25 protein-coding genes are annotated in these 24497 nt (G+C 45.8%); 14 read left to right on the top strand and 11 right to left on the bottom strand.

All coding sequences use genetic code 11. The annotated features are described in order from the left end of the window. Positions 1-217 precede the first annotated feature (217 nt). Positions 218-2167 carry a tetratricopeptide repeat-containing sensor histidine kinase gene (locus tag AC3WS5_RS07805; RefSeq protein WP_492466733.1) on the top strand — a complete coding sequence of 650 codons (1950 nt, stop codon included), beginning with the start codon at positions 218-220 and terminating at the stop codon, positions 2165-2167. Here AC3WS5_RS07805 and coaE read toward each other — a convergent pair. From coaE to nusB, 4 genes are all read right to left on the bottom strand, one after another. Continuing rightward, positions 2117-2716: a dephospho-CoA kinase gene (coaE, locus tag AC3WS5_RS07800; RefSeq protein WP_492466732.1), complete on the bottom strand. Its 600-nt coding sequence runs from the start codon at positions 2714-2716 to the stop codon at positions 2117-2119. The two genes, AC3WS5_RS07805 and coaE, sit on opposite strands and share 51 nt — an antisense overlap. A 260-nt stretch (positions 2717-2976) precedes the next feature. Further along, the gene (gene yajC / locus AC3WS5_RS07795; RefSeq protein WP_492466731.1) at positions 2977-3306 is read right to left on the bottom strand and encodes a preprotein translocase subunit YajC; all 330 of its coding nucleotides are present in this window, start codon (positions 3304-3306) and stop codon (positions 2977-2979) included. A gap of 20 nt (positions 3307-3326) precedes the next feature. Beyond that, complete coding sequence (locus AC3WS5_RS07790; RefSeq protein WP_492466730.1) at positions 3327-3773, bottom strand: DUF1573 domain-containing protein; 447 nt, start codon at positions 3771-3773, stop codon at positions 3327-3329. Between the two features lie 56 nt (positions 3774-3829). After that, positions 3830-4756: a transcription antitermination factor NusB gene (gene nusB / locus AC3WS5_RS07785; RefSeq protein WP_492466729.1), complete on the bottom strand. Its 927-nt coding sequence runs from the start codon at positions 4754-4756 to the stop codon at positions 3830-3832. 322 nt (positions 4757-5078) lie between these two features. On the opposite strand from nusB, the gene AC3WS5_RS07780 reads away from it, so the two are divergent. The 6 genes from AC3WS5_RS07780 (at position 5079) to AC3WS5_RS07755 (ending at position 12636) form a co-directional block, all read left to right on the top strand. Next, positions 5079-5360: a co-chaperone GroES gene (locus AC3WS5_RS07780; protein WP_492466728.1), complete on the top strand. Its 282-nt coding sequence runs from the start codon at positions 5079-5081 to the stop codon at positions 5358-5360. 52 nt (positions 5361-5412) lie between these two features. Next, the gene (gene groL, locus AC3WS5_RS07775; RefSeq protein WP_492466727.1) at positions 5413-7050 is read left to right on the top strand and encodes a chaperonin GroEL; all 1638 of its coding nucleotides are present in this window, start codon (positions 5413-5415) and stop codon (positions 7048-7050) included. Between the two features lie 292 nt (positions 7051-7342). Next, entirely contained in the window at positions 7343-8968 is a 1626-nt protein-coding gene (locus AC3WS5_RS07770) for an ABC-F family ATP-binding cassette domain-containing protein (protein WP_492466726.1), read from the top strand. A 46-nt stretch (positions 8969-9014) separates the two neighbouring features. Continuing rightward, positions 9015-10856 (top strand): ABC transporter ATP-binding protein, encoded by a 1842-nt coding sequence (locus AC3WS5_RS07765; RefSeq protein ID WP_492466725.1) that lies wholly within the window; start codon positions 9015-9017, stop codon positions 10854-10856. A gap of 109 nt (positions 10857-10965) precedes the next feature. Then, on the top strand, positions 10966-11457 hold the full coding sequence (locus AC3WS5_RS07760) for a DUF3276 family protein (protein WP_492466724.1): 492 nt from the start codon (positions 10966-10968) through the stop codon (positions 11455-11457). A 423-nt stretch (positions 11458-11880) separates the two neighbouring features. Next, on the top strand, positions 11881-12636 hold the full coding sequence (locus AC3WS5_RS07755; RefSeq protein WP_492466723.1) for a phosphoglycerol geranylgeranyltransferase: 756 nt from the start codon (positions 11881-11883) through the stop codon (positions 12634-12636). Positions 12637-12695: 59 nt separating this feature from the next. Here AC3WS5_RS07755 and AC3WS5_RS07750 read toward each other — a convergent pair whose 3' ends face one another. From AC3WS5_RS07750 to AC3WS5_RS07740, 3 genes are all read right to left on the bottom strand, one after another. After that, positions 12696-13433, bottom strand: a complete 738-nt coding sequence (locus tag AC3WS5_RS07750; protein WP_492466722.1) for a LytR/AlgR family response regulator transcription factor — start codon at positions 13431-13433, stop codon at positions 12696-12698. 13 nt (positions 13434-13446) lie between these two features. Further along, entirely contained in the window at positions 13447-14451 is a 1005-nt protein-coding gene (locus tag AC3WS5_RS07745; protein ID WP_492466721.1) for a sensor histidine kinase, read from the bottom strand. Between the two features lie 158 nt (positions 14452-14609). After that, positions 14610-15386: a (Fe-S)-binding protein gene (locus AC3WS5_RS07740; RefSeq protein ID WP_492466720.1), complete on the bottom strand. Its 777-nt coding sequence runs from the start codon at positions 15384-15386 to the stop codon at positions 14610-14612. A gap of 4 nt (positions 15387-15390) precedes the next feature. On the opposite strand from AC3WS5_RS07740, the gene AC3WS5_RS07735 reads away from it, so the two are divergent. Together AC3WS5_RS07735 and AC3WS5_RS07730 are read left to right on the top strand one after the other, a co-directional pair. After that, on the top strand, positions 15391-15537 hold the full coding sequence (locus AC3WS5_RS07735; RefSeq protein ID WP_492466719.1) for a hypothetical protein: 147 nt from the start codon (positions 15391-15393) through the stop codon (positions 15535-15537). 60 nt (positions 15538-15597) lie between these two features. Beyond that, positions 15598-16641: a hypothetical protein gene (locus AC3WS5_RS07730; protein WP_492466718.1), complete on the top strand. Its 1044-nt coding sequence runs from the start codon at positions 15598-15600 to the stop codon at positions 16639-16641. Positions 16642-16666: 25 nt separating this feature from the next. Here AC3WS5_RS07730 and AC3WS5_RS07725 read toward each other — a convergent pair whose 3' ends face one another. Beyond that, entirely contained in the window at positions 16667-16825 is a 159-nt protein-coding gene (locus tag AC3WS5_RS07725; protein ID WP_492466717.1) for a hypothetical protein, read from the bottom strand. Between the two features lie 144 nt (positions 16826-16969). Between AC3WS5_RS07725 and AC3WS5_RS07720 the strand changes: the two genes are divergently transcribed. After that, positions 16970-17122 carry a hypothetical protein gene (locus AC3WS5_RS07720; protein WP_492466716.1) on the top strand — a complete coding sequence of 51 codons (153 nt, stop codon included), beginning with the start codon at positions 16970-16972 and terminating at the stop codon, positions 17120-17122. Between the two features lie 52 nt (positions 17123-17174). Here AC3WS5_RS07720 and AC3WS5_RS07715 read toward each other — a convergent pair whose 3' ends face one another. Next, positions 17175-18053: an OmpA/MotB family protein gene (locus tag AC3WS5_RS07715; RefSeq protein ID WP_492466715.1), complete on the bottom strand. Its 879-nt coding sequence runs from the start codon at positions 18051-18053 to the stop codon at positions 17175-17177. 281 nt (positions 18054-18334) lie between these two features. On the opposite strand from AC3WS5_RS07715, the gene AC3WS5_RS07710 reads away from it, so the two are divergent. Next, positions 18335-20011, top strand: a complete 1677-nt coding sequence (locus AC3WS5_RS07710; RefSeq protein WP_492466714.1) for a glutamine--tRNA ligase/YqeY domain fusion protein — start codon at positions 18335-18337, stop codon at positions 20009-20011. Positions 20012-20019: 8 nt separating this feature from the next. On the opposite strand, the gene AC3WS5_RS07705 is transcribed toward AC3WS5_RS07710, so the two are convergent. Next, positions 20020-20346 (bottom strand): metal-sulfur cluster assembly factor, encoded by a 327-nt coding sequence (locus tag AC3WS5_RS07705; RefSeq protein WP_492466713.1) that lies wholly within the window; start codon positions 20344-20346, stop codon positions 20020-20022. Between the two features lie 138 nt (positions 20347-20484). Next, entirely contained in the window at positions 20485-21750 is a 1266-nt protein-coding gene (locus AC3WS5_RS07700) for a hypothetical protein (protein ID WP_492466712.1), read from the bottom strand. Positions 21751-21950: 200 nt separating this feature from the next. Here AC3WS5_RS07700 and nirK point away from each other — a divergent pair, with 200 nt between their 5' ends. From nirK to AC3WS5_RS07685, 3 genes are read left to right on the top strand one after another with little or no spacing between them, the layout of a single operon-like run. Then, positions 21951-23006: a copper-containing nitrite reductase gene (gene nirK / locus AC3WS5_RS07695; protein ID WP_492466711.1), complete on the top strand. Its 1056-nt coding sequence runs from the start codon at positions 21951-21953 to the stop codon at positions 23004-23006. A gap of 27 nt (positions 23007-23033) precedes the next feature. Beyond that, complete coding sequence (locus tag AC3WS5_RS07690; protein WP_492466710.1) at positions 23034-23879, top strand: formylglycine-generating enzyme family protein; 846 nt, start codon at positions 23034-23036, stop codon at positions 23877-23879. Beyond that, complete coding sequence (locus AC3WS5_RS07685) at positions 23876-24451, top strand: SCO family protein (RefSeq protein WP_492466709.1); 576 nt, start codon at positions 23876-23878, stop codon at positions 24449-24451. Before AC3WS5_RS07690 ends, AC3WS5_RS07685 begins: the two co-directional genes overlap by 4 nt. Positions 24452-24497: the final 46 nt, after the last annotated feature.

Raw genomic sequence — 24497 nt, 5'->3', positions numbered from 1 at the left:
TAGGAATATATTTATTTTGCCGGATCTAAGGATGTCGGTAATTTTAATATAGGTGCGGGAATTTGACAGGGCGATCCAGCGGCGAGATCGGAAAACCTGTCTTTTCAGATGAGGGCCACTGTGCTTCAAAATTCTACTGAGATTTTCCGGAAGAAGTCAAAACAAACGTTGAGATACACGTGTCCTCCGATCAGATTAAGGTGCCGTAGTGCCTCACATGAATCTAATCAAATATAACTATTCCTGTTTCAGGGTTGTCCTGTCACTCGCATTATTGATATCGGGTCAATCACTTTTAAGCGCGCAATCCCCATCTAACAGTTATGAAGTGATCAGCCGGGTCCTGAGGCTGCCTGACTCGAAGTCAAAAGTAGATTCTATCCTGTACATGCTGGGAAGTATCCGAAAAGATTCATCCGCGCAGGTACTGTTCAATGAAGGTTTCCGCCTGGTAAGTAAATTTAATTATGATGAAGGCAAGGCCCGCCTGCTCAATGCGTTCGGTGTCTTTAAAAGAGACTTTTCACAGTACCCCGAAGCGCTGGAGCTCCACAAAGGGAGCCTGTTGCTGGCCCGAAGACTCAGGGACGTTAAAACCGAGATCAGTGCGTTAAATAATCTGGGTGTGGTATATCGCCGCCTCGATGAAAACAGCATGGCGCTGAATTACCATCTGGAAGCGCTAAAGCTGGCCGAATCCGAGAAAGATGACTTCAACGCCAGCGTCGCACTGAACAGCATCGGTAACATTCATATCGCCCTGGGAAATTACAGGGACGCTATTGCCTATTTCCGGCAGGCCCTGCCAATCTCACAGAAAGCGCAAAATGATCTGGGGATAGCCATGAACCTAAATAATATCGGCGAGGCCTATGAGTTGTTACATATCACGGATTCAGCAAAACTGTTATATGAAGAATCACTGATGTATAACAAGAAAATGGGCAATGAAAAAGGTATCGCTATTTGCTATAATTCTCTGGGGAGCCTGCTAATGAAGCAACACCAGCCGGGCAAAGCTATCGGACTTTTTCAGGCGGCCTTGTTACTGAACCAGAAACTGGCCGATAAGCTTTTTGTAGCCGTCTCACACAACAGGCTGGGTGATGCCTACTTCGCCCTGAATCAGGATAAACAGGCAGCCTTCCATTACAGTCAGGCTCTGCAAACCTCGCAGGCCATTGGATCAAAATTTGAAGCGCAGGCAGCCTATAAGGGAATGATGCTGCTTGAAGAGAGACTTGGAAATTATGAGGAAGCTTTTCGCTATAGTTCGCTTTATAAAGACCTGGCAGACAGTATCGTCATTGATAACAACAACCTCCACGTAAGGCAGGTGGAAGCCATCTACAGGAGTGAAAAAGAAGCAAGCCGGATCGCTTTACTCGAGACTAAAAGGCGGAACGATAAAATCGTAATGACCGGCAGCCTCGTACTTTTCATATTGTTATTTTTAAGTGGTATTCTTTATTATTTGCGGCGGAGACTGCTGGAACGAAACCGGAGCCTGCAACGTGAGCTGGAACTTCGGACCCAGATAGCGACCGACCTGCATGATGACATGGGCTCAACCCTGAGCAGTATCCATATTTTCAGCGAACTGCTGCGCCGGCAAGGTAATAATTCAAACGACCTGCTGGACAAGATTGAAGCGAATGCCCGGGATACGCTGGAAGCCCTGGATGATATCATCTGGCTGGTAAAACCTTCCAACGACAAGTTCAGTAACCTTGGCGTTCATATCCGGGAATATGCGGTACCGCTGTTTGAGTCCAAGGATATCCGTTTTTGCATAGAGTTCCCTGACTCGATTTGCGATCTGCCTCTGGATATGGAACACAGGAGAAATATTTTCCTGATCCTGAAAGAATCGGTCAATAATCTGGTCAAATATTCCTGCTGTACAGAAGCCTGCATTAAAGCGGAGATTAGCGACGATTCGATTCATTTTACAGTCAGGGATAACGGAAAGGGATTCGATCCGGAAATCATCACGAATCGCAACGGGCTCAAAAATCTGAAATCAAGAGCCTTGCAGATTGATGCTCCCATGACCATCACTTCCGCCCCCGGTATGGGTACAACGATTTCTTTTACCGTGAAGATCCATGAAAAATCAGTGGCGGCTAAGCACGGAAAGGCCCGACAACTGGATGTGCAGCGTTAGAACCTGGGAGATCACAGAAAGGGACCCGCCGTTGTCGATCACAAAATCGCATCTCTTGATCTTTTCGGCTTCATCCATTTGTTTATTCATCCGGTCGATGACTTTTTCTATGGAAATACCATCCCTTTTCATCACTCTTTCTATTCTGACTGACTCAGGGGCTGTCACACCAATTACATAGTCGAGGTATTGCTGACTGTTACTTTCAAATATCAGCGCAGCTTCTTTAAGTGCGTAAGGACCCTGCTGTGTTTCAAACCATTTTTGTGCGTCCAGAATCGTAGCCGGATGTACAATGTCATTGAGTATGTTTAGTTTTTCACGGTTGCTGAAGACTATCGATGACAGGTAGGCACGGTCGAGCTGACCACCCGCATAGGCTTCCTTACCAAAATGGCGAATAATACTTTCTCTGAGTCCATCATTGGTATCCATGATTCTTTTTGCCGCCCGGTCAGCATTATAAACGGGAACACCCAGGCTTGTAAATATTCCGGCGACTATTGATTTGCCGCTCCCGATTCCGCCGGTGAGACCAACTTTTAGCATGATCGTTATTTATTTGTCATTTACAGCCAACCTGCTGGCATGGCTGAATTGCCGAAGAACACCGTACCGGCGGGACGTTTGTTGCGGTAGGCCGCGGATTAGCCAGGTGATTAGGCACACTGCATTTCCAGGGCTGCATTTCCAGCGGCGAACCTGTATGGGGGCAGGTCGACGTTCGATCACAATGGTAACCTTGCCGGTAAAAAACCAAAAGCCGGAGATCGCCGGCTTCTGGTACTGCTAATATATGGAAATTTCTTTTATGCTTTTGGAACTTTGTTCAATTGACTGGTCCAGTCCATGCTGATGGCCGATTTCTCAATCTTGATATTCGAACCCGGCGCGATTTCAATATTCAGGGTGCCATCCTCATTGAGCTGGCTGATCTTTCCATGGATTCCGGCGATAGTAACGATTTTGTCGCCCTTCTGCAGATTTTCAATAAATTTTTTCTGGTCTTTCGCCTTTTTGGCCTGAGGCCTGATGAAAAACAGCCAGAATACCAGGATCATACCCAGCATGAAGATCATCGTAGTCATTGAACCAAATGGTCCCTGTGATTGTCCCTGTAAAAGTACTAATAGTGTCATAGTTTGATTTTATTAAATATTTATTCCTCTACCACTGCACTGAAATGAAGTAAATAGTCAGTGGATGGCCGGGTGTTTGACCTGACCGTAATTGTTTTTTCATGTGTGCCCGGTGATTGATCTTTGGTATTGAACTGCGCAACAATCTTGTCTTCCCCGCCGGGCAGAATAGGTTTTTCGGGTTTTTGCGCTACGGTGCACCCGCACCCGGGTGATACTGATTCGATAACGAGGGGTTTGCTGCCGGTATTTTTAAAAACGTACGTAATTTCAGCAGTCTGCCCCTTCTTCAGTTTTCCAAGGTCCTTTTCAACGCCGCCAATCCATTCGACTGTTGTAAAGCTGGCGGAATCAAGAATAGGGTTGTTCTTAAGTACTGCGGATACCCGGTTCCCGTGTTCGTTGTTCGCGTTTCCACAACCGAAAAGCGTGAGGGCTAACGCGGATATACACAATAAATTTTTCATCTTAACTGGGTTTTGACTGCTAAAGTATATCAAATATTACAGATAGGATACCGCTTTTACTTTTTTCTGAAATCCGTTTTGTTGAGTTTCCCCTGCTGACTGAGATCTTTATGGATATTATCCAGGATCCCGTTGACAAACTGGCCACTTTGTGCCGTGCTGTATTCCTTTGCCAGGTCGATATATTCATTGATGGTAACCTTTGGCGGGATCGTATCAAAATACAGGAACTCTGCAACGCCCATTTTCATCAAAACCATATCCAGCAGCGCGATCCTTTCCGGATCCCAGTTTTTAAGCCTGGGTTTGATAAGCTCCAGTAAATGCTCTTCCTTCTCTATCACTGTCCTTAGCAAGTCGGAAGCGAATCTTTCTTTATCGGCGCTGATGATCTGGTTCAAATTCAGGGAACCGGGTCTGTTCAGGTACCCGAATAAAAGCTGTACAACCAGCTCCCCGTCATCATTCCAGTTACTGAAAAGTTCTTCAATATGGCTGATGAAATCTTCGTTACCCAGCATCAGGTCATCCAGGATAAAGTCAAAAATCTTCCGGTCTTCCTGTTTGCTTTGCTGGTTAATTGAAATATAGTGTGCGTATTCCCCTGTTTTTACCAGTTGATTGTAAATCTTCCGGATCAGATCATCATCGATCTGCTGCTCCGGTTTTTCCTTTTTCTGGAATTCCCTGAATTGATGGTCTTCCAGAATCTGCCACAGCAGGCTGCTGCCGGCAAGTTTGGTATTGACGTTCAGGTCCTTTTCAGTGGGAATATATTTGTGCGCACGTGTATATGCATCTTTTTCAGCATATCTGGCGATCCTGGTTATAAATTCGATCAGATGGACCAGCAGTGTTCTGGTTTGGAAAAATTGTTGTCTGAGTATTTTCTGATAATCCGGCGTACTGCCCTGCTCGTCGGAACTACTGTACGTGTAAAGGGTTTGCATCACTTTCACCCTGATATTTCTTCTACTAATCATTGGACCCAAGAACTATTTTGGGCAGCGAAGATAAGTGTTTTGGATTGAGATTGGGATTAATCCTTTGGCAACAGCGATCACTGGCAACGCCGGCTAATTTTACCGCTACAGAAACCAAGTCAGGGAGAAAAATTGCTGCGGGACTGAAATTTTGACACACTGTCATTCGTTTTTTATTAACATCACTCTGTCAGGGACTTGAATAACTGAAAATTTTTCACATTAGACGAGCGTGGCATATTATTTAGGGTACATTTGCCAACCCTGCATGAGAAGGGAAACAGGCGTTTATTTCTAAAACTATTTTTAAAACAATACAATTATGGCTAAAAAATCGAGTGTTACCCCATTGCATGACAGGGTAATCGTTAAACCGGCTGCTGCAGAAGAAAAAACTGCGGGAGGCATTATTATTCCCGATACGGCTAAGGAAAAGCCTCAACGCGGAACAGTAGTGGCTGCCGGCCCTGGAAAAAAAGATGAACCCGTTACCGTAAAACCCGGTGATACGGTTCTCTATGGGAAATACGCAGGCACCGAAATTCAAATTGACGGGCAAGACCTCCTGATCATGAGGGAAAGTGATATTCTGGCCATTGTTTAGGCCGATCAGAATAGCAAGAAAAATAAGTTAAAACAAATAAAAGTCTATAACAATGGCAAAGCAGATTTTTTTCGATATTGATGCAAGAAACAAAATGAAAAAAGGCGTGGACATTTTGTCCAGCGCCGTTAAAGTAACCCTCGGTCCCAAAGGCCGCAACGTGGTATTGGAGAAAAAATTTGGTGCTCCCGCAATTACCAAAGATGGTGTAACGGTTGCAAAGGAAATAGACCTCGAAGATCCTATTGAGAACCTCGGGGCGCAAATGGTTAAGGAAGTAGCCAGCAAAACCGGTGATATTGCCGGGGACGGTACTACAACAGCAACCATTCTGGCCAGTTCCATTATCAGCGAAGGGCTTAAAATGGTCGCTGCCGGATCAAATCCTATGGATTTGAAACGCGGTATCGACAAAGCCATCTCCCTGGTTGTGGAAAACCTGAAGGCCCAAAGCCAGACAGTAGGAAGTGACAGCCGCAAAATTCAGCAGGTAGCCTCTATCTCTGCGAATAACGACGAGAATATCGGCCGCCTGATTGCCGAAGCTTTCACAAAAGTGGGTAAAGAAGGCGTTATCACCGTGGAAGAAGCAAAAGGCACCGATACCTATGTAGATGTAGTAGAAGGTATGCAATTTGACCGCGGCTATATTTCACCATACTTCGTTACGAACAGTGAGAAGATGGAAGCTGAACTTCAGAACCCCTATGTGCTGATCTATGATAAAAAAATCAGTACGATGAAAGACATCCTGAGCATCCTGGAAAAAGTAGCTCAGAGCGGACGCCCGCTGGTGATCATTGCCGAAGATCTGGAAGGTGAAGCATTGGCTACACTGGTAGTAAACAAATTGCGCGGTACCCTGAAAGTTGCTGCCGTTAAAGCACCCGGCTTTGGCGACAGGAGGAAAGAAATGCTGCAGGATATTGCCATTCTGACCGGAGGTGCAGTAATTAGCGAAGATATGGGGAACAAACTGGAAAGCGCCGATTTGCCTTCACTTGGACAGGCTGCTTCTATTACGATCGACAAAGACAATACCATTATAGTTGGCGGAAAAGGTAAGAAAGCGGACATAACCGGCCGTGTTAACCAGATTAAAGCACAGATTGAAACCACAACTTCTGATTACGACCGCGAAAAACTGCAGGAGCGTCTGGCCAAATTGGCTGGTGGTGTTGCTGTTTTATACGTTGGTGCCGCAACTGAAGTGGAAATGAAGGAGAAAAAAGACCGTGTGGATGATGCCCTGCACGCAACCCGCGCCGCTGTTGAAGAAGGAATTGTACCGGGTGGTGGTGTAGCCTATATCCGTGCCATCGATGCACTGGGTGTGAAAGTAAAGGGACAGCTTGAAGATGAGCAAACCGGAATGGCTATCGTTAAACGCGCACTCGAAGAACCCCTCCGTACCCTGGTTGGCAACGCCGGTCTGGAAGGATCTATCGTTGTTCACAAGATCAAAGAAGGTAAAGGTGATTTTGGATTCAATGCCCGCACCGAGACCTACGAAAACCTGTTGAAAGCAGGTGTGATCGATCCGACCAAGGTTAGCCGTGTGGCCCTTGAAAATGCCGGATCTATCGCAGGTATGCTGCTGACCACAGAATGTGTGGTGGCTGACAAACCCGAGCCCAAACAACCGGCTCCTCCAATGCCGGGTGGTGGCATGGGAGATATGGGATATTAAACCATTTACCAGATCAGAATACCGCAAAATGCCCGTTTCTCTTGAAGAGGCGGGCATTTGCGTTTTGGTCACGCAGATCCTGGGTTTTTATATCACCTGGTTCCGATCCTGTTTTGGTTTGCAGGGAGCCTGCCTTTAAGTTTGACAAGAGGCAGGAATTGCTTACCTTCGCGGCACTTTTTAATCCGGGTTTTGCCGTTCGCTACAAAACCACCAGGCGGAAGTTACCGGAATGCATCGCGGACGGACCCGCATCCCGGCATTAATACCGGGCAGCAAAAATTTTTATAGCATGATTAGTGTAAGAGACCTCAAACTGGCCTACGGAAAACGTGTTTTGTTTGAAGACGTAAACCTGAATTTCACGAAGGGCAATTGTTATGGTGTAATCGGCGCCAACGGAGCCGGAAAATCCACGTTCCTCAAGATTCTCAGTGGTGAAATTGAGCCTAATAAAGGTACGATCAGCATAACGCCAGGGGAACGAATGGCGGTGCTGAAGCAGAATCAATTTGAATTTGATGAATTCACAGTACTGAACACCGTGTTGATGGGGCACAAGAAAATGTGGGAGGTGGCGCAAAAGAGAGATGCCATTTACGCTAATCCCGAAGCGACCGAAGACGATTATATGGAGGCGAGTCATTTGGAGGCAGAATATGGTGAAATGGGCGGATATGAATCGGAAAGTGACGCGGCGAATTTTCTGGCAGGACTCGGTATCAAAGATGACTTTCACCAGATGATGATGAAAGATATGCCCTCCAACATGAAAGTGCGCGTGCTGCTGGCCCAGGCGCTTTTTGGGAACCCTGATATTCTGCTTCTGGATGAGCCAACCAACGGTCTGGACATCGAAACGATTGGTTGGCTGGAAAACTTTCTGGCGGATTATGAAAATATAGTGTTGGTGGTGAGCCACGACCGTCACTTTCTGGATGCGGTTTGCACCCATGTGGCAGACGTTGACAGGCAGAAGATCAAGATATTTACCGGTAACTATTCATTCTGGTATCAGAGCTCGCAACTGATGGCCCGCCAACTGTCGGATCGGAACAAAAAGACCGAAGAAAAACGAAAGGATCTGCTTGATTTTATTGCCCGTTTCAGTGCTAACGCGTCTAAGAGCAAACAGGCTACCAGCCGTAAAAAAGCTTTGGAGAAGCTGGTTATTGAAGAAATTGAACCAAGCTATCGAAAATATCCGGGAATTATCTTTCAGCCGTTGAGGGAGCCAGGCAACCAGATCCTGAATGTGGAAGCGCTTAGCTCTGCACTGGAGGGCAGGACGCTTTTTAACCAGGTAAGTTTCAGCGCTAATAAAGGGGACAAGATCGCTTTTGTAAGCCGTGACCCGATGGCTGTTACCAGATTTTTCCAAATCATTAACGGGGAGGCAGAGGCGGAAAACGGCAAGTTTGAATGGGGAACAACTATCACGAAGGCGTTTCTGCCGCTGGAAAATAGTGAGTATTTTAACTCAGACCTGAACCTGATGGACTGGCTTCGTCAGTTTGTTCCGCCACATGTGGAAGAAGTGGATGAACCATTCCTGCGTGGATTTTTAGGTAAAATGCTGTTCAGCGGCGACGAAGTGCTCAAGAAAACCAATGTGTTGAGCGGAGGCGAAAAAGTACGCTGCATGATCAGTAAAATGATGCTGCAAAATCCAAATTGCATTATCCTTGATCAGCCTACCAACCACCTGGATCTGGAAAGTATTCAGAGTTTTAACGAACAGTGTACCAATTATGCGGGTATTGTCTTGCTTACCAGCCACGACCATACTTTTATGGAAACTGTTGCTAACAGAGTGATTGAGCTAACGCCACGGGGTATTATCGACAGGCTGACCACTTTCGATGATTACCTGACGGACGACAGGGTAAAAGCCCTCAGGGATGAAATGTATAGCTGAGCCAGCCGGCCTGAAATCTCCGAAAACTTTTATTTACCTTGCGTACATGAAGCATTTGCGTGTTCTGGGAAAGTATTTCTGGAAGTACCGGATCAGGCTGGGGGCGGGAATCCTTTTCGTGATGTTGTCTAACTATTTCAACGTGCTATCTCCACAGCTTATGCGGTTTATTATTAATTATGTGGAGCAGACTTTGACTTCCGGAGCGACGGCTACTGCTGATACCGGTGCTTACGACTTCCTGGTGCGGAGAGTTGTCATATGGCTTATGCAGAAAAAAGAGGTGGCACAGGTCGTTGTACTTTCCGGCGTTCTGATCCTAGTGCTTGCGTTGCTACGGGGTTTTTTTATGTTCCTGATGCGCCAGACGATCATCGTCATGAGCCGGTATATTGAATATGATCAGAAAAATGAAGTATTCAACCAGTACCAGCGTCTGGACAACCTTTTCTTTAAGAGGAACACTACCGGGGATCTGATGAACCGGATTGCGGAGGATGTCAGCCGGGTCAGGATATTTACCGGGCCGGCGATCATGTATATTGTAAATTTGGTATCTGTAATTGGGCTTAGCGTGTTTTTCATGTTGCAAAGCAGCGTCCAGCTTACACTTTACGTACTGATACCCCTTCCGGTACTTGCAATTGTTATTTACTATGTTAACCAGAATATTCACCGGCGAAGTGAGCGCATTCAGGAAGCTCTGTCGGATCTGACTACCAACGCACAGGAATCTTATTCCGGTATCCGGGTCATTAAATCCTTTGTGCAGGAAGATGCCATGCTTCGCTTTTTCAGCAACAATAGTGAATCTTACCGGAAGAACGCTGTTGGCCTGGCCAGGGTTGAAGCGGTTTACTATCCTTCCATTATGTTATTGATCGGGCTGAGTACGCTGCTCACCATTATGATTGGAGGGCTGTATTATATTAATCATGTCAATAATATTACCCTGGGAACCATTGTCGAATTTATCGTTTATGTCAATTTACTGACTTTTCCCGTCAGTGCGATCGGACTCACGGCAAGCATGATCCAGCGGGCTGCGGCCTCACAAAAACGGTTAAACGAGTTTTTGACGATCACGCCAGAAATTGTTGATCCGCCGGCGGCACGGGACCCCGAAATCAGCGGAGCCGTTGCCTGGAAGAATGTTACGTTTATTTATCCCGACACTGGTATAACGGCGCTCAAAGATTTGAATCTCACCATCCGGAAAGGTGAGAAGATTGCAATTACCGGGAAGACCGGAAGCGGGAAAACCACAATCGCCCAGTTATTACTGCGTATGTATGATGTGCAAGAGGGGTCTATCGAATTTGACGGCGTCGATATCCGGGAATTCAGGCTTTCTACTCTCAGGAATCAGATCAGTTATGTGCCGCAGGATATCTTTTTATTCAGCGATACTATCGCCAATAATATTCGGTTCGGATCACCTCGCGCGACAATGGAACAAGTCAAAGCTGCTGCCGTTCTGGCAGGCATTGATGCTGAAATTGAAAAATTCAGTAATGGTTATGAGACACTGGTGGGAGAGCGGGGGGTCATGCTGAGTGGAGGACAGAAGCAACGGATCTCAATTGCGAGGGCGCTGATCAGGGATCCGGGTCTGATCATTTTTGATGATTGTTTGAGCGCGGTGGACGCACGTACAGAAAAAGAGATTATGGGCAGACTGAATCAGTACCTGGCCGGTAAGACAGCGCTGATCATCACACACCGCGTTTTTTCTTTGCTGGCTTTTGATCGGATTATCGTACTAAGTGAAGGGCAAATAGCGGAAGAAGGCACGCACGAAGAACTGATGCGCATTCCGGGGGGGATGTATGCCAGGCTTTATGAGCGGCAGCAATCCGGATTTGAAGGAGATGAACCGGTGGAATGACGGGCATTGCTTTCCAACCCCTGCATTGTATTTCTAACTAAAATTATTTTTTTTATTCAAAACATGTATATATTTGTTGAATTGTAATTTACAGTTAAAAAGTTTTACAGTGGAGAACGAGCATAACGATAGAAAAATGGAGAGCATTTATAGCAAAAGACTCCGTGCCGGGAAAAGAAGAACCTATTTTTTTGATGTCAGGGCCACAAAAGGTAACGATTATTATCTTACAATAACTGAAAGCCGCAAAAGATTCGACGATAACGGTTATGACCGGCATAAGGTATTCCTGTATAAAGAGGATTTCAACAAATTCCTGAAAGCTATCAGTGAAGCTATTGATTTTGTAAAGACTGATTTGATGCCGGACTTCGATTTTGACGCATTTAGTCATGAAGATGAGGATGGCGAGCCGGATTCATACACCGGGCTCAGGCAGTCTGCAGTCAGTACACCTGCGGCACCAACCCCCTCGAATGCCCCGGAAGCAGAACAGGAAAATAACCAGCCGCAGGAGAACCTGACGGATCAGAGCACGGCCCAAACCGAAGCGTCAAACGACCACAACTCTCACCAGCACGAAGAAGTTGACAAATGGTAAAAATATAATTGGTCAATAAAAGTCAGCTCTCTGTTTAGAGAGCTTTTTTTGACCCCACTGTGAAGAGAATGATCGGGCCGGGAGGTGACGAACGTAAATTAACCAGCAAACCTGTTCTAAAAAAAATTTTGTACGTTATTGATTTTAAGTAAATTCGGGGTAGGATCGCGGGCCGTTTGGAAGGAACCGGATTCATAGAGCGCGTATTTTACAACCAGACATCATACACCGTGCTGCTGCGTTATGGCCTCTACCCATTTAGGTGCTTCAGCGGCAGCTATTAGATTGGTCATTTTCAGTTTTGTGACTTCAACAAGGTTACTTTCCGGAATAGCATTACAGGAGGGCGGTTGCAAAACAGCGTTACGAAAAAGCCTATTTTACAAAAACTTTCCGCATTTTTGCACCAAAGCCTAATCCCTGATGAAGACGAATATGTATAACCTTCTTACTGAAAAGAAAAGGGATCACAAAAAATCCTTTGCCGTATTAATTGATCCTGACGGAGTAAACGCGTCTTCGCTTGAAAAATTGGTAAGTCTTTCTCAAAAATCAAAAGTTGATTTTTTCCTGGTGGGAGGGAGTCTCGTTATCACCGATCAGCTGGATGCGCTCATCAGGCAGATCAGGAGTAGTTCAGACATACCGGTAATGTTGTTCCCGGGCAGTCCCTGGCAGGTCAGCCGCGAAGCTGATGCACTGTTATACTTATCCCTGATCTCGGGCAGAAATCCGGAATTGTTGATTGGTCAGCATGTGGTATCAGCTCCGATGGTAAAGAACAGCGGGCTGGAAATAATTCCCACGGGTTATATCGTAGTGGATGGAGGGGCGCCTACTTCAGTCTCTTATATTAGTAATGCCGCGCCCATACCGGCCGACAAGGATGATATAGCCATGTGTACCGCTATGGCGGGGGAGATGCTGGGCATGAAGCTCATTTACCTCGATGCTGGAAGCGGAGCAAGAAATCCTGTGAGTGAAACAATGATACGGAAGGTGGCCAGGCATGTGGAGACCCCGGTGTTCGTGGGGGGTGGTATTATGGATCCCGAGAAAGCCTATCTGAACTGCCAGGCGGGAGCAGACGTGATCGTAATTGGCAATGCCATTGAAAAAGATCCTTCTTTAGTGCAGGAGATGAGCCACGCTATTCACGGAGTGAAGATCAGAACCTGAACCGGACCATGTTTTTCGGTTGATAGTACAGTTGCTACCTTCGCGATTGGCTTTTGCTCCTACAGACTCAGTTTCTCTTTGAATTTCACCGTTTGACGACGGCTTACCTCAATCTTTTCCCCTCCTTTCAGTTCAATGAGAAGCCCATTATTAAAATAGGGTTCAATTTTCTCTATCATCCCCAGATTGATAATGTGTTTCCGGTTAGCCCTGAAAAAAGTTTTTTGATCCAGTCTTTCCTCCAAAGCATTTAGTGATTTCAGGATCAGCGGTTTGTTGCTGCCAAAAAATACCTTGGCGTAATTTCCCACGCTTTCAAACAACCTGATCTCATGTAATTTCACAAACCAGCAACGGTCACCATCCTTCACGAATACCTGGCTCTCCGCAGTCAGCACCTCCGTATTAGTTTGTTCTTCAGTGGCTATCGCATCGCGGGTATCCGTAATATTCAGTTTTTTAATGGCATCTTGTAATCTTTTGCCGTCGATAGGTTTCAACAGGTAGTCAATGGCGCTGACCTCAAATGCCCGGATTGCATACTCATCATATGCTGTGGTGAATATGACCAGTGGCACTGCATCCAGTTCCTCAAGCATGTCAAAACCCGATTTTCCCGGCATTTGAATATCCAGGAAGATCAGGTCCGGATGCAGGCGCAAAATTTTCTCAATACCGGTTTCGGCATTGGTAGCCTCGTCAATGACATCAATTTCAGGAAAATCCTGAAGCATTTTTTTCAGTTCCAGGCGTGCCAGCCTTTCGTCGTCTATGATTATTGCACGTAAGCTTTCCATGTTAATACTTTTCTTAAGAAACGGGAATAGTCAGTTTCGCCTTTACTAAATGAGGGGTTTGCTGAAAAATTTCAAATTTACTCCTGTCGCCATATAACAATTTCAACCTTTCGATGGTGGCTTTCAAGCCAAATCCATCTTCTTTGGTATACGCTTCCAGATATCCCGTATTTTCTACGCTGAGCTCGAGGTTTCCGTTTTTTAAACCTGAGGAGATCTTAACCAGACCGCCTTTCACTTCCTGGCTGATCCCGTGCTTTATAGCATTTTCAACCAGGGTTTGCAGCATCATGGGTGGCACCAGTTTTTCCAGTGTTGCCGGTTCTATCTGATACTGGACGTTGAGCCTGTCCTCAAAACGCATGTATTCCAATGCCAGGTAGTCTTCCACGATGTTCATTTCTTCTTTCAGCAGCACAGTTTCTGTCCGGTGAATATTAATGCTACTGCGCAGGAGGTTACTGAGTTCGGTAATGGCATTTCTTGCGCGTTGCGGATCAACTTCCACCAACGCCCTTATGCTATTAAGCGAATTGAAAATAAAATGGGGATTAATATGGGATTTAATGGTCTTAAGTTCCAGTTCTTTTACCAGCGATTTGAGTTGTAGCGTATCGATCTGCTGCCGCTGATAATCCATTGTATAATGATAAATAAGATATATGGCATTCCAGATAAAAATGTAAACAAACCATGAGACTGCATTACTCAGGGCAACGAGCAGAAAACCGCGTTTGGCCAGCGAGGCTGCTTCACGCGCCGTTGTAAGCTTCATTACCCGGAAAGTTTCCAATTCAATCAGCCCGCAAATGAATGCGACGCTCAGCGAAAGGGCCACAAATGTAGCCACCTGTGGCTGGAACCTTTTTTCGAGGAGATTAGCCCTGAGAATGACCATCCGCATCAAATGGGTGATGATGAGGCCCAGGATCGTAAATATTAATGCCCGGGAGACGAATAGCGCCCGTGCAGGCTCGGTTTCGAGTTTTCCGTAAAACCAGGCAAAGAAAAGATGCATCAGAAAAAATATACCCCAACCTAAAAACTGGAAGAGCCAATATCTTTTTTTGCCATTAAACATGACACAAATCTAATTAAAACCTAAAGTGGCCTGATCGATAAATTATCAATGGTTATAAGGCGTTACGAAAGGGGCGGCCCTTACAGGCCGGGGTTTCAGGTGGCCTGGTTCAACAGTTCGGCAATGTCCATAATACGCAGTGTATCTTCCTGCTCCTTATTTTTTACGCCATCGGTAAGCATGGTATTGCAATACGGGCAGGCTACGGCTACGACAGACGCCCCCGTGTCCAAAGCTTCCTCAGTTCTTTTTACGTTCACCCTTTTGTCGCCCTTTTCTTCCTCTTTGAACACTTGCGCGCCTCCGGCTCCGCAGCACATACCACGTGACCCGCAGCTTTTCATTTCCACAAGATCGGCTTTTAAATTTTCAAGTACCTTCCTCGGGGCTTCATAAATGTCGTTGGCCCGCCCCAGGTAGCAACTGTCGTGGTAAGTAATTTTTTGGCCGCTCAAATTTTTATCGTCCCGGATTTTGATCTTTCCTTCATCAATCAATTGCTGAAGAAAACTGGCGTGATGAATCACTTCATAGTGACCTCCAAGTTCAGGATATTCGTTTTTCAGGGTATTGAAACAGTGCGGGCAGGCTGTCACAATTTTTCTGATGCCGTAACCATTTAGTGTTTGGATGTTCTGTTGCGCCATCAACTGAAACAGAAATTCATGTCCTGCTCGTCTGGCCGGGTCACCTGTGCACTTCTCTTCTTTTCCCAAAACTGCGAAATTCACGCCCGCTTTTTCAAGGATCTCAACAAAGGCCCGGGTTATTTTTTGAGCGCGCTGATCCAGACTCCCCGCGCAGCCAACCCAGAACAGGATTTCAGGGCTTTCACCTCTTGTTGACAATTCCGAGACAGTGGGTACATTCATGACTATGTATGATTTAGATTTGGATAAGGTTCCGACCCGGGTATTCGGCTTCGAACTGTTCAGTGGATCTTCAAATATCAACGGCAGCCTGCTTTCGGTTCACCCTTCGGGTAAGCGCATGGGGCTGGACGGTATATATCGACCCAGGTAGGGGATACCATAAAAATAGATAATTATTTCTTAACAGGTTTTTTATATTTGCCCATTACTGATGCGGTTAAGAAATTTTCTAGATAACATTTTCCGTTGGGAATTATGGCATTTTGACATACTATATGCACCCATTTTTCCGGTCTGGCTCTGGTATTGCCTGAAAAGCAGATCGCTATGGTTCTTTACAGCTTCAAACCCCACAATCACCTTTGGAGGGATGGAAGGCGAAGGCAAAAGGGAAATGTACGATCAGTTGCCGCATCACCTGATGCCTAAAACCGTATATATCAGAAATGATATCGAGTTTGAACGTGTTTTGATGAAGATCCGGATGGTTGGCCTGAGGTACCCATTTATTGTAAAGCCCGATGTAGGCATGAAGGGTATCTTGTTCCGGGTGATCGAAAATGAGGAACAGCTCCGAAAATATCATGATCGGATCCCGGTGGAATACCTGGCTCAGGACAGGATCGATTATCCGTTGGAAGTTAGTGTATTCTATTACCGCTACCCCTGGCGCAGCAAGGGCCGGGTCACGGGATTTATCCACAAAGAGCTGCTTCAGGTGAAGGGTGATGGAAGGAGCACGCTTAAAGAGCTGATCCGTAATCACCCGCGTGCGAAGTATCGGCTGGAAGAAATGGAGCATCGTCACGGTCATCGTTATGAACGCATTATTCCCGATGATGAAGTGTTTTACCTTTCATATGCCGGAAACCACAACCGTGGCGCGCATTTCACCAATCTGGCTTCAGAGATTGATGATGATCTTGTTAAGATTTTTGATAAGCTCAGCCATTATAATCGTAATTTTTTTTATGGCCGGTATGATATCAAAACTTCGTCCATAGAGGATTTGAAACAAGGCAGAAATTTCTCCGTCCTTGAATTTAACGGGGCTGGTGCGGAGCCAAATCACATTTACGACTGCGGCATGAGTCTCAGAAAAGCTTACGCAACCATACTATTGCATTGGAAAGCTTTGTATCGGATAAGCAGTTATAACCATAGTAAAGGAGCGCCTTACTGGTCGTTCCGTAAAGGGTATAAGTACCTTCGTAAAGCAAGAAAGCATTTCCGGGAGCTGGAGCGATTTGATTAAAGAGATAGGGTGGGGCAACACTTTGTCAGCTTCCCCGCTGTGACCCGGTGTTTTGTTGTTTGCTTACAAATCCAGCGCTTTGCTGGGGTTTCTGAATGAATTTGGATGCGGAGCCCGATTGCTTTGATGATTTCTTCGCAGCGTTCTTATTGTCTTTCTTTTTATGCTGATTTAACAGTGACATGATACCCGATTTTTCGTAAAGATAGCGTAAAACAAGAATATCTTTGTTAAAACCACCCGTTTCGCTACCCATCTGATTCATTCAGCGCTCGAACTGGGGTTCACGGTTTTGGACAGCTACCTGATTATGCGGACAAACCATAAAATGCGGGGCGAAATCGAACGGCTGGAAGGATACAACATGTACAAGGAATACACAATTTATTCCAAAAACCTTCAGCATGATGTTGAAGCTGAGAATCGCGGGGATAAACGTACGCTGATTCATTCGGGAAAATTTGAGTTCCGGCACAAATAAAAAAGGCGACAGTTTGTTGCTGTCGCCCTGAAATCCAATGTATCAATTCAATTTACTGCAATCCAGTGTGAGATGGGGCCGGAGGCTGACCTATCAGATCCAGGAACTGGTCAAGTTTAGGTGTGACGATAATCTGTGTCCTCCTGTTTAGCGCCTTGCCCTGTTCGGTGTCATTGCTGGCCACCGGATTATATTCACCCCGTCCGCCGGCCGTCATGCGGTGCGGATCTATGCCGTATTGATTTTGTAATGCCTGAACGACTGAAGAGGCACGCAGGGTGCTCAGATCCCAGTTGTTCCGGATGTTGGGGCGGCTGATAGGTACAGTATCGGTATTGCCTTCTACCAGTACTTCGTAGTCTTTATAATCCGTGATGATCTTTGCAATTTTCCCGAGTATTTCATTTGCTCTTTCTGAAATTTCGTAACTGCCGGTCTTGTACAGCATATTATCTGCCAGTGAAATGTACACGACCCCTTTGAGTACTTTGATATCTACGTCGCGCAGCTCATCACGTGTCAGTGAACGTGTAAGATTATTTACAAGGACCAGATTCAGTGAATCACTCTTGTGTTTTTCATTCACCAGGTGCTGGATGTATTTGTTGGATGCATTGATCTCATCCACCAGCTTGGAAATGTTGACATTTCCCTGGGCCGACTGGTTCAGGCTCTTATCCAGCGTTCCTTGCATCGCAGCCAGTGCATTTTTCAGAGACGCGTTATTGGCTCTTTCCTGGGCCAGTAAATCTTCCAGGCTTTTGATTTTAGTCTTGCTTTGGGCCAGGTCGATCTGGCTTACCTGGTATTGCTGGCTGAGATTTTTGTAATCAGCCTGAAGTCCCTGATATTTTTTACTGCTAACGCAGCCGGATAAGGTTAAGAAAACGCCAAAAATCAATAGTGAAATCCAAAAATAATTTTTACTCATAATCTGTACAATTTAATCAAGTATCGAAATGCGCCCGCCTGTTTGGCCGTCTGTTTTTACTAACATTAAAACACCCCTGAAAAACCGTGTCGGAAACAAATTCCGAAAACTTCAGCCCATAAATCCGGTTGGTAGACGATCATTGGTTGAATTTGGTTGCATGGAAAGATACTCATTTATTTTGTTAAAATATTTTAATTTAAGGTCAAACCCGTTAAGCGTTATTCCTGTCCGAAAGTCCCTTTAATATGTTAGTTTTGTCGGTTTAAAGGAATCTACATATGACTGAGAACAAGGCAGCTACAGAGGAGAGAAGCCTGAATTTCATAGAAGAAATAGTTGAAACTGATCTGGCTTTAGGTAAATATAAAACGATTAAGACGCGCTTTCCGCCGGAACCTAACGGGTACCTGCATATTGGCCATGCCAGCAGCATCTGCCTCAATTTCGGACTTACCCTTAAATATGGAGGTAGCACGAACCTTCGTTTTGATGACACGAATCCCAGTACCGAAGAAACTGAATACGTAGAAAGTATAAAGGAAGATGTTCGCTGGCTGGGTTTTGAATGGGCTGAAGAACGCTATGCATCGGACTATTTTGGTCAGTTATATGAATTTGCTGTCAGTCTGATCAGGAAGGGGCTGGCTTATGTAGATGACAGCAGCAGTGAAGAGATCGCGCATCAAAAAGGTAGTCCCACGGTTGCCGGTCATCGCAACGTGTTTGCGGAACGGAGCGCGGAAGAGAATCTTCGGCTCTTCGCCGAAATGAGAGAAGGTAAGTACCAGGACGGTGAAAAAGTGCTCAGGGCCCGGATAGATATGGCTTCGCCGAATATGCTGATGCGCGACCCCATCATCTACCGGATCAAACATGTATCGCATCATCGGACGGGTGATCAATGGTGCATTTATCCCATGTACGATTTTGCACACGGGCAAAGTGATTCCATTGAAAATATTACTCACTCACTGTGTACGATGGAGTTTGTCCCACACCGTGAAGTGTACGACTGGCTGATTGAAAAACTTGAGATATTTCCTTCACATCAATATGAGTTTGCTCGGCGTAATGTGAGTCATACCATCATGAGTAAACGAAAATTATTGCAGTTGGTGAACGAGGGGTATGTGACCGGTTGGGATGACCCTCGAATGCCAACCATATCAGGACTCCGGAGGCGCGGCTATACACCGGCGAGTATCCGCGACTTCAGCGACAGGATCGGTGTAGGGAAAAGAGAAAATCTGGTGGACGTAGGGCTGCTGGAATTTTGCGCCAGGGAGGATCTGAATAAAATTGCGCTCCGACGTATGGTCGTGCTGGAACCGCTGAAAGTGGTGGTCACCAATTATCCCGGGGAGGATGAAACCCTGACCTCGGAGAATAATCCGGAGGATATCAATGCGGGTGTACGAGAACTTCATTTTGGACGGGAACTATATATCGAAAGGGAAGACTTCATGGAAGATCCTCCCAAAAAATATTTCAGGTTGGCGCCTGGTAAGATAGTGCGCCTCAAGAGCGCTTATATCATACACTGCGATGAGGTGATTAAGGATGCCAAAGGGCAGATCGTGCAACTGAATTGCACGTATTACCCGGAAAGTAAAAGTGGTTCAGATACTTCCGGCCTGCACGCGAAAGGCACGCTGCATTGGGTTAATGCCCGGAACTGTATCCCTATTCAGGTTAACGAATACGATCGCTTATTTCTGGCTGAAGACCCGGGGAATGAAGCGGGTGAATTTACAGATTATATCAACCCCGATTCCCTGCGTGTGGATGACAGAGCGCTCGCGGAACCGGCATTGGCTGCGGCTGTTGTCACAGACCGTTTTCAATTCCTGCGCATGGGTTATTTTACACTTGATCCGGACAGCCGTCCAGATAAGCTGATCTTTAACAAAACAGTTGGATTGCGGGATAGCTGGGCAAAAGCAAAAGAAAAATAATACTGATTTCAAACGCCGAGCTGATCCCTGCCTTCAGGCGTGAGCCTGTCAAAACTCCAAGGCGGATCAAAGGTCAGATCGATCTTTACCTCCTTCCCGGGGAATTCATCTGATAGTGCGTTTTCAACGCCATTAGTGATCGCTTCACCCATGGGGCAGTGCGGGGTGGAGAGCGTCATTGTCACATTGATCTTTTCATCTTCCTCGAATTCGATATTATAAATCAGACCCAGGTCTACGACGTTTACAAATAATTCTGGGTCGATCACCTTGTAAAGGGATTGCTGGGCTTTTACCTTTTCATTATAAAAAGGATCTGTAAGATTAAAATCCATCTTAATATCTATTTAATAAGCTACCCTGCCTACGGGCATTTTCAAACCAAAACTTCAATACTCCGCACTTGCAAAAATCCACTAAAAAAATCTGTGAGTCAGGTGTGGGCCTATCACTGTGAATATAACCATCTTTTTTCATTCCAGTGTCTTTGCTTTGTGTAACAATGTCTTCATTACGTTGAACACGTAGAGGCCTGCGACGCCAAGCCATAGAACCAATGCCGTCCTTACAATCCAGATATTTCCGATAAGAATTCCCAGGGCTAATATGAAGAGAGCCGCGATAAAAAATCCGAACTGCCATTTCACTAATCCTTCATTAAACAGGTGTTTGGGAAGGGGGACTTTCACTTTCCCCGAGAGGTGCTTGTAATGGCCATTCCAAACGATAAAGGGTAGTGTTTTGAAAGTTTTTCCAAGAATGATTCCGGTGATCCATCCCATGAAAAGCAACGAACCGTACAGGATAGACCATTGATAGCCTTTGAAAAACCACAACAGCGGAATACATGCTATAGCCGCCAGAAGGCTGATGAAAGAAAAGAACGTATGCTTCATCATGACATCCAGTTTTTTTCTGACCCTGTTGATAAATGCGTCTCTCAAATAAACCAGCCAGCAAATTACACCGACCAGCACCAGGAACGCGTAGATCAGGATGCGTGCGGTGATACCAAAAAAATATCCATCAGTAAGAAAGAAGAGCAGCCCCAGGTTCTGAAATAAAAAGGCCCATTTCAGCAGGTACTCCTTTTTTGATTTCCCTAGCAGGAACATTGGCACCAGCTTACTGCTTACGCCGGTAATCAGTTGCAGGAACCATCCCGCCAAACCAGCATGGGCATGGAGTTTCAGGATGTTCAGGTGATTTCTTCCGAAATAAGGATGGGCCAGGTTGATGGCCATGAGCAGCCCGACGATGGCAGTAAACAGCAGCCAGACGGCTGAACTGACAAGAAATAATTTTTGGATGGAATAACGCGTACAGATCCGGCTGGTCAGACAGACATTCACTAAATAAAAGATAACAGAAAGCAGGACCAGGGATCCACCCGTGATCATTAGCGTACCTGTGCGGAAGTGCCAGAATGACCATACCAACAGCGCTACCCCTAAAGTGAGGGTGTACCAGGAAAACGAGGCTATTTTTTCATTGAAAAGATCCTGCTCGCAAATTACGGGCAGAAGTTGGTGTGCCGCTCCAAAAATGATCATGGTGCCCCAACCCAGTGCGGCCGTGTGTACAATTGCCAGCAGGTGTGGACTGAAATAATTACCCAGTAGACTTTCGGGACTTAGCAACATCAATATGCACAAAATCAAAAAAGACAGTGCGCCGGTCGCATAGAATGGCAGGATGGCGCTGTTAGAAGGGGCTTTACCTATATTAATATCAGCCATTGTACAAAAATAATTCATTGTTGTTAAATTCAGACAAAAAAGTCTGAATTAATTTTGAATGCGATTAATTTATGTAATAACTTCGCGCCCGGAAATAAATCATGGAAACTGACCGGGCGCACCCTTCAGAACTGACATGTAACTCCCGGGTTTGAAACCCGTTTATGATGTTGATTTCTATTTAATAAAACCATAAACAAATGTGCAAAAGTTCGAATTTGAAAAATGCCCTGGTTCTTTCGGTAACGGCGACCGTGATTTTGATATTGACGGGATGCAGATCGCAGTCTGATTCTGAAAATGCTCCTTCCGACAAAAATGTAAACATTGAAGCAAAGGGTCCGGCCGAAACAGCTGAACTAACCGCAGCGCCGCTGGTTCCGAAACCGGTGGGCGATCGCCCGGCGAAGAAATTAATCGTTAACCTGGAAGCAACCGAGATTGAGGGTCCACTGGCCGACAGTGCCACTTATCGTTTCTGGACATTTAACAACACTGTTCCGGGGAGTTTTATCCGGGTAAGGGTTGGCGACGAAATTGAATTGCACTTAAAGAATGCTGCAAACAGCACTATGCCACATAATATTGACCTGCATGCGGTTAACGGACCAGGTGGCGGCGCTGAAGCAACTTTTGTAGCTCCCGGTAAAGAAGCAGTATTTCATTTCAAGGCTTTGAATCCCGGTTTGTACGTGTATCATTGCGCTGCACCACCTGTACCACTGCATATTGCAAACGGTATGTACGGACTGATCCTGGTAGAGCCGGAGGGAGGGTTACCCAAAGTAGATCGTGAGTATTACATCATGCAGGGTGAATTTTATACTAAAGGTAAGAACGGCGACAAGGGGTTGCAGGAATTTGATAATGATAAGGGTAACGCAGAAAACCCTGATTATGTACTATTCAATGGTAGGAAAGGATCCTTGTTGGGTGCGCATAAACTGCAGGCCAAAGTAGGGGAGACCGTACGTTTTTTTGTTGGAAATGGCGGTCCCAACCTGGCATCCTCTTTCCACCTGATCGGAGAGATCTTTGACAAGGTGTATGTGGAAGGTGGTACCTTAGTTAATCACAACGTACAAACGACGCTGATTCCAGCGGGTGGAGCGGCGATTGTTGAGTTCAAGGTAAACGTTCCGGGTGAATACACCCTGGTGGATCACTCTATATTCAGGGCATTTAATAAGGGTGCAATTGGAATCCTGAAAGTAACCGGTGATGAAAACCCAAAGATTTATCACAAGGTGCAGTAAAGGCAAGACTTTTTGATATTTCACTATATGGTGAGATTAATTTTATATAGTTCGTTGTTGTTCGGTCTGTTGTTTTTTTCCTGTACCCCGCAGACGGAAAGACAGACTGATTCCAATCCAGATTCTCAGCAGCTACCGTTGGTGTCATCAACCGCATCCGTGAAAATGGTTTTGATCCCGGGAGGTGGCTATAAGCCATTCTACGGCAGCGATACTGACTATGTGAAAGTGCATCCTTTTTTATTAGATGAGAGGCCGGTCACAAACGGGGAGTTCCTGCATTTCGTGAGGCTGAATCCATCCTGGAGGAAATCTGCCGTTAAAAGGATCTTTACAGACAGTACCTATTTGCGGGACTGGCCCTCGGACCTGTCGTTGCCCACGGGTGCCGACCCGGGGGCGCCGGTCTGCTATGTTTCCTGGTTTGCGGCGAAAGCTTTCGCTCAAAGCGTTGACAAACGCCTGCCAACCCTGGACGAGTGGGAGTTTGTAGCCATGTCGGATGAAACAACCGCCAACGCCAGGAGCAAAGCTTCGTATTCCGATCATATCGTCACTCAATACATGCTGAAAGACAAGCAATACCTGCCCGTAAAGCGGAGTCAGCCCAATTATTGGGGCGTTTATAATATGTTTGACCGGGTTTGGGAGTGGACTGATGATTTTAATTCAGTACTAACGACAGCCGATTCCCGGACGGGTCAGTATGACGACAAAGGGCTTTTTTGCGCAGCCAGTGCTACCTCCGCTACGGACGTTTTGAACTATGCGGCCTTTATGCGATTTGGATTCCGGACAAGTCTCAAGGCAAATTATACGGTGAGCAACCTGGGTTTCAGGTGTGCAAAAGATACAAATTTGAGTATACCATGAATAAATTAATCACCTTTTTGGGAATTTTGTTATTGATGGCCGGGTGCGGTCCCAAGCACAAGAAAACCGCAGAACTGCCATCCGATTCAATATTTAATTTACATGCGGTCTGGCAGAACCAGCGTGGGGATTCTTTGCATTTGGCCGACCTGCGGGGCAAGACCCTGGTGGTTGTCATGATCTATACTAGTTGCAAGACAGCCTGCCCTTTGCTGGTGGCAAATATGAAGAAAATAGAGAAGAAAATTAAGCCGTCAAATCTTGAGAAAGTTTCCCTGGTGTTGGTTTCTATCGATCCCGAAACTGATACGCCCGAAAGGCTGCGAAGCTTTGCAAAAGAACGGGGCATGGAAGCGCCTTACTGGGTTTTTTTACGGGGCGACCTGAATGCCACCCAGGAATTTGCGAATGTGCTATCCATGAAATATAAGAAAATATCACCGGTTGATTTTTCTCATTCCAACATCACAAGTGTTTTCAGTCCGGATGGCCGGCTCGTCACACAAATTGAGGGAACAAGCATCGATACAGGGCTGATTGCAGCCAAAGTGAATGAAGTTGCCGAGGAATAGGGGGAGAAGCTGAGCAATTACGAGTTACGAATATATTTATTAAGAA

Source organism: Niabella sp. CPT15-335-S11, assembly GCF_058792415.1.
The sequence above is the reverse complement of the archived record's forward strand: the minus strand, read 5'-3'. Positions and strand labels throughout refer to the sequence as shown.

What these genes read in the sequence shown, in the direction of transcription:
- AC3WS5_RS07715 (WP_492466715.1), bottom strand. Translation starts at nt 18,053, where the DNA reads ATGAGTAAAAATTATTTTTGGATTTCACTATTGATTTTTGGCGTTTTC.
- coaE (WP_492466732.1), bottom strand. Translation starts at nt 2,716, where the DNA reads ATGCTAAAAGTTGGTCTCACCGGCGGAATCGGGAGCGGCAAATCAATA.
- AC3WS5_RS07725 (WP_492466717.1), bottom strand. Translation starts at nt 16,825, where the DNA reads ATGTCACTGTTAAATCAGCATAAAAAGAAAGACAATAAGAACGCTGCG.
- AC3WS5_RS07805 (WP_492466733.1), top strand. Translation starts at nt 218, where the DNA reads ATGAATCTAATCAAATATAACTATTCCTGTTTCAGGGTTGTCCTGTCA.
- AC3WS5_RS07730 (WP_492466718.1), top strand. Translation starts at nt 15,598, where the DNA reads ATGCGGTTAAGAAATTTTCTAGATAACATTTTCCGTTGGGAATTATGG.
- AC3WS5_RS07770 (WP_492466726.1), top strand. Translation starts at nt 7,343, where the DNA reads ATGATTAGTGTAAGAGACCTCAAACTGGCCTACGGAAAACGTGTTTTG.
- nirK (WP_492466711.1), top strand. Translation starts at nt 21,951, where the DNA reads ATGTGCAAAAGTTCGAATTTGAAAAATGCCCTGGTTCTTTCGGTAACG.
- AC3WS5_RS07720 (WP_492466716.1), top strand. Translation starts at nt 16,970, where the DNA reads ATGCGGGGCGAAATCGAACGGCTGGAAGGATACAACATGTACAAGGAA.
- AC3WS5_RS07735 (WP_492466719.1), top strand. Translation starts at nt 15,391, where the DNA reads ATGTATGATTTAGATTTGGATAAGGTTCCGACCCGGGTATTCGGCTTC.
- groL (WP_492466727.1), top strand. Translation starts at nt 5,413, where the DNA reads ATGGCAAAGCAGATTTTTTTCGATATTGATGCAAGAAACAAAATGAAA.
- AC3WS5_RS07700 (WP_492466712.1), bottom strand. Translation starts at nt 21,750, where the DNA reads ATGGCTGATATTAATATAGGTAAAGCCCCTTCTAACAGCGCCATCCTG.
- AC3WS5_RS07745 (WP_492466721.1), bottom strand. Translation starts at nt 14,451, where the DNA reads ATGCATCTTTTCTTTGCCTGGTTTTACGGAAAACTCGAAACCGAGCCT.
- AC3WS5_RS07710 (WP_492466714.1), top strand. Translation starts at nt 18,335, where the DNA reads ATGACTGAGAACAAGGCAGCTACAGAGGAGAGAAGCCTGAATTTCATA.
- AC3WS5_RS07705 (WP_492466713.1), bottom strand. Translation starts at nt 20,346, where the DNA reads ATGGATTTTAATCTTACAGATCCTTTTTATAATGAAAAGGTAAAAGCC.
- AC3WS5_RS07690 (WP_492466710.1), top strand. Translation starts at nt 23,034, where the DNA reads ATGGTGAGATTAATTTTATATAGTTCGTTGTTGTTCGGTCTGTTGTTT.
- AC3WS5_RS07755 (WP_492466723.1), top strand. Translation starts at nt 11,881, where the DNA reads ATGAAGACGAATATGTATAACCTTCTTACTGAAAAGAAAAGGGATCAC.
- AC3WS5_RS07740 (WP_492466720.1), bottom strand. Translation starts at nt 15,386, where the DNA reads ATGAATGTACCCACTGTCTCGGAATTGTCAACAAGAGGTGAAAGCCCT.
- AC3WS5_RS07790 (WP_492466730.1), bottom strand. Translation starts at nt 3,773, where the DNA reads ATGAAAAATTTATTGTGTATATCCGCGTTAGCCCTCACGCTTTTCGGT.
- yajC (WP_492466731.1), bottom strand. Translation starts at nt 3,306, where the DNA reads ATGACACTATTAGTACTTTTACAGGGACAATCACAGGGACCATTTGGT.
- AC3WS5_RS07685 (WP_492466709.1), top strand. Translation starts at nt 23,876, where the DNA reads ATGAATAAATTAATCACCTTTTTGGGAATTTTGTTATTGATGGCCGGG.
- AC3WS5_RS07780 (WP_492466728.1), top strand. Translation starts at nt 5,079, where the DNA reads ATGGCTAAAAAATCGAGTGTTACCCCATTGCATGACAGGGTAATCGTT.
- nusB (WP_492466729.1), bottom strand. Translation starts at nt 4,756, where the DNA reads ATGATTAGTAGAAGAAATATCAGGGTGAAAGTGATGCAAACCCTTTAC.
- AC3WS5_RS07750 (WP_492466722.1), bottom strand. Translation starts at nt 13,433, where the DNA reads ATGGAAAGCTTACGTGCAATAATCATAGACGACGAAAGGCTGGCACGC.
- AC3WS5_RS07765 (WP_492466725.1), top strand. Translation starts at nt 9,015, where the DNA reads ATGAAGCATTTGCGTGTTCTGGGAAAGTATTTCTGGAAGTACCGGATC.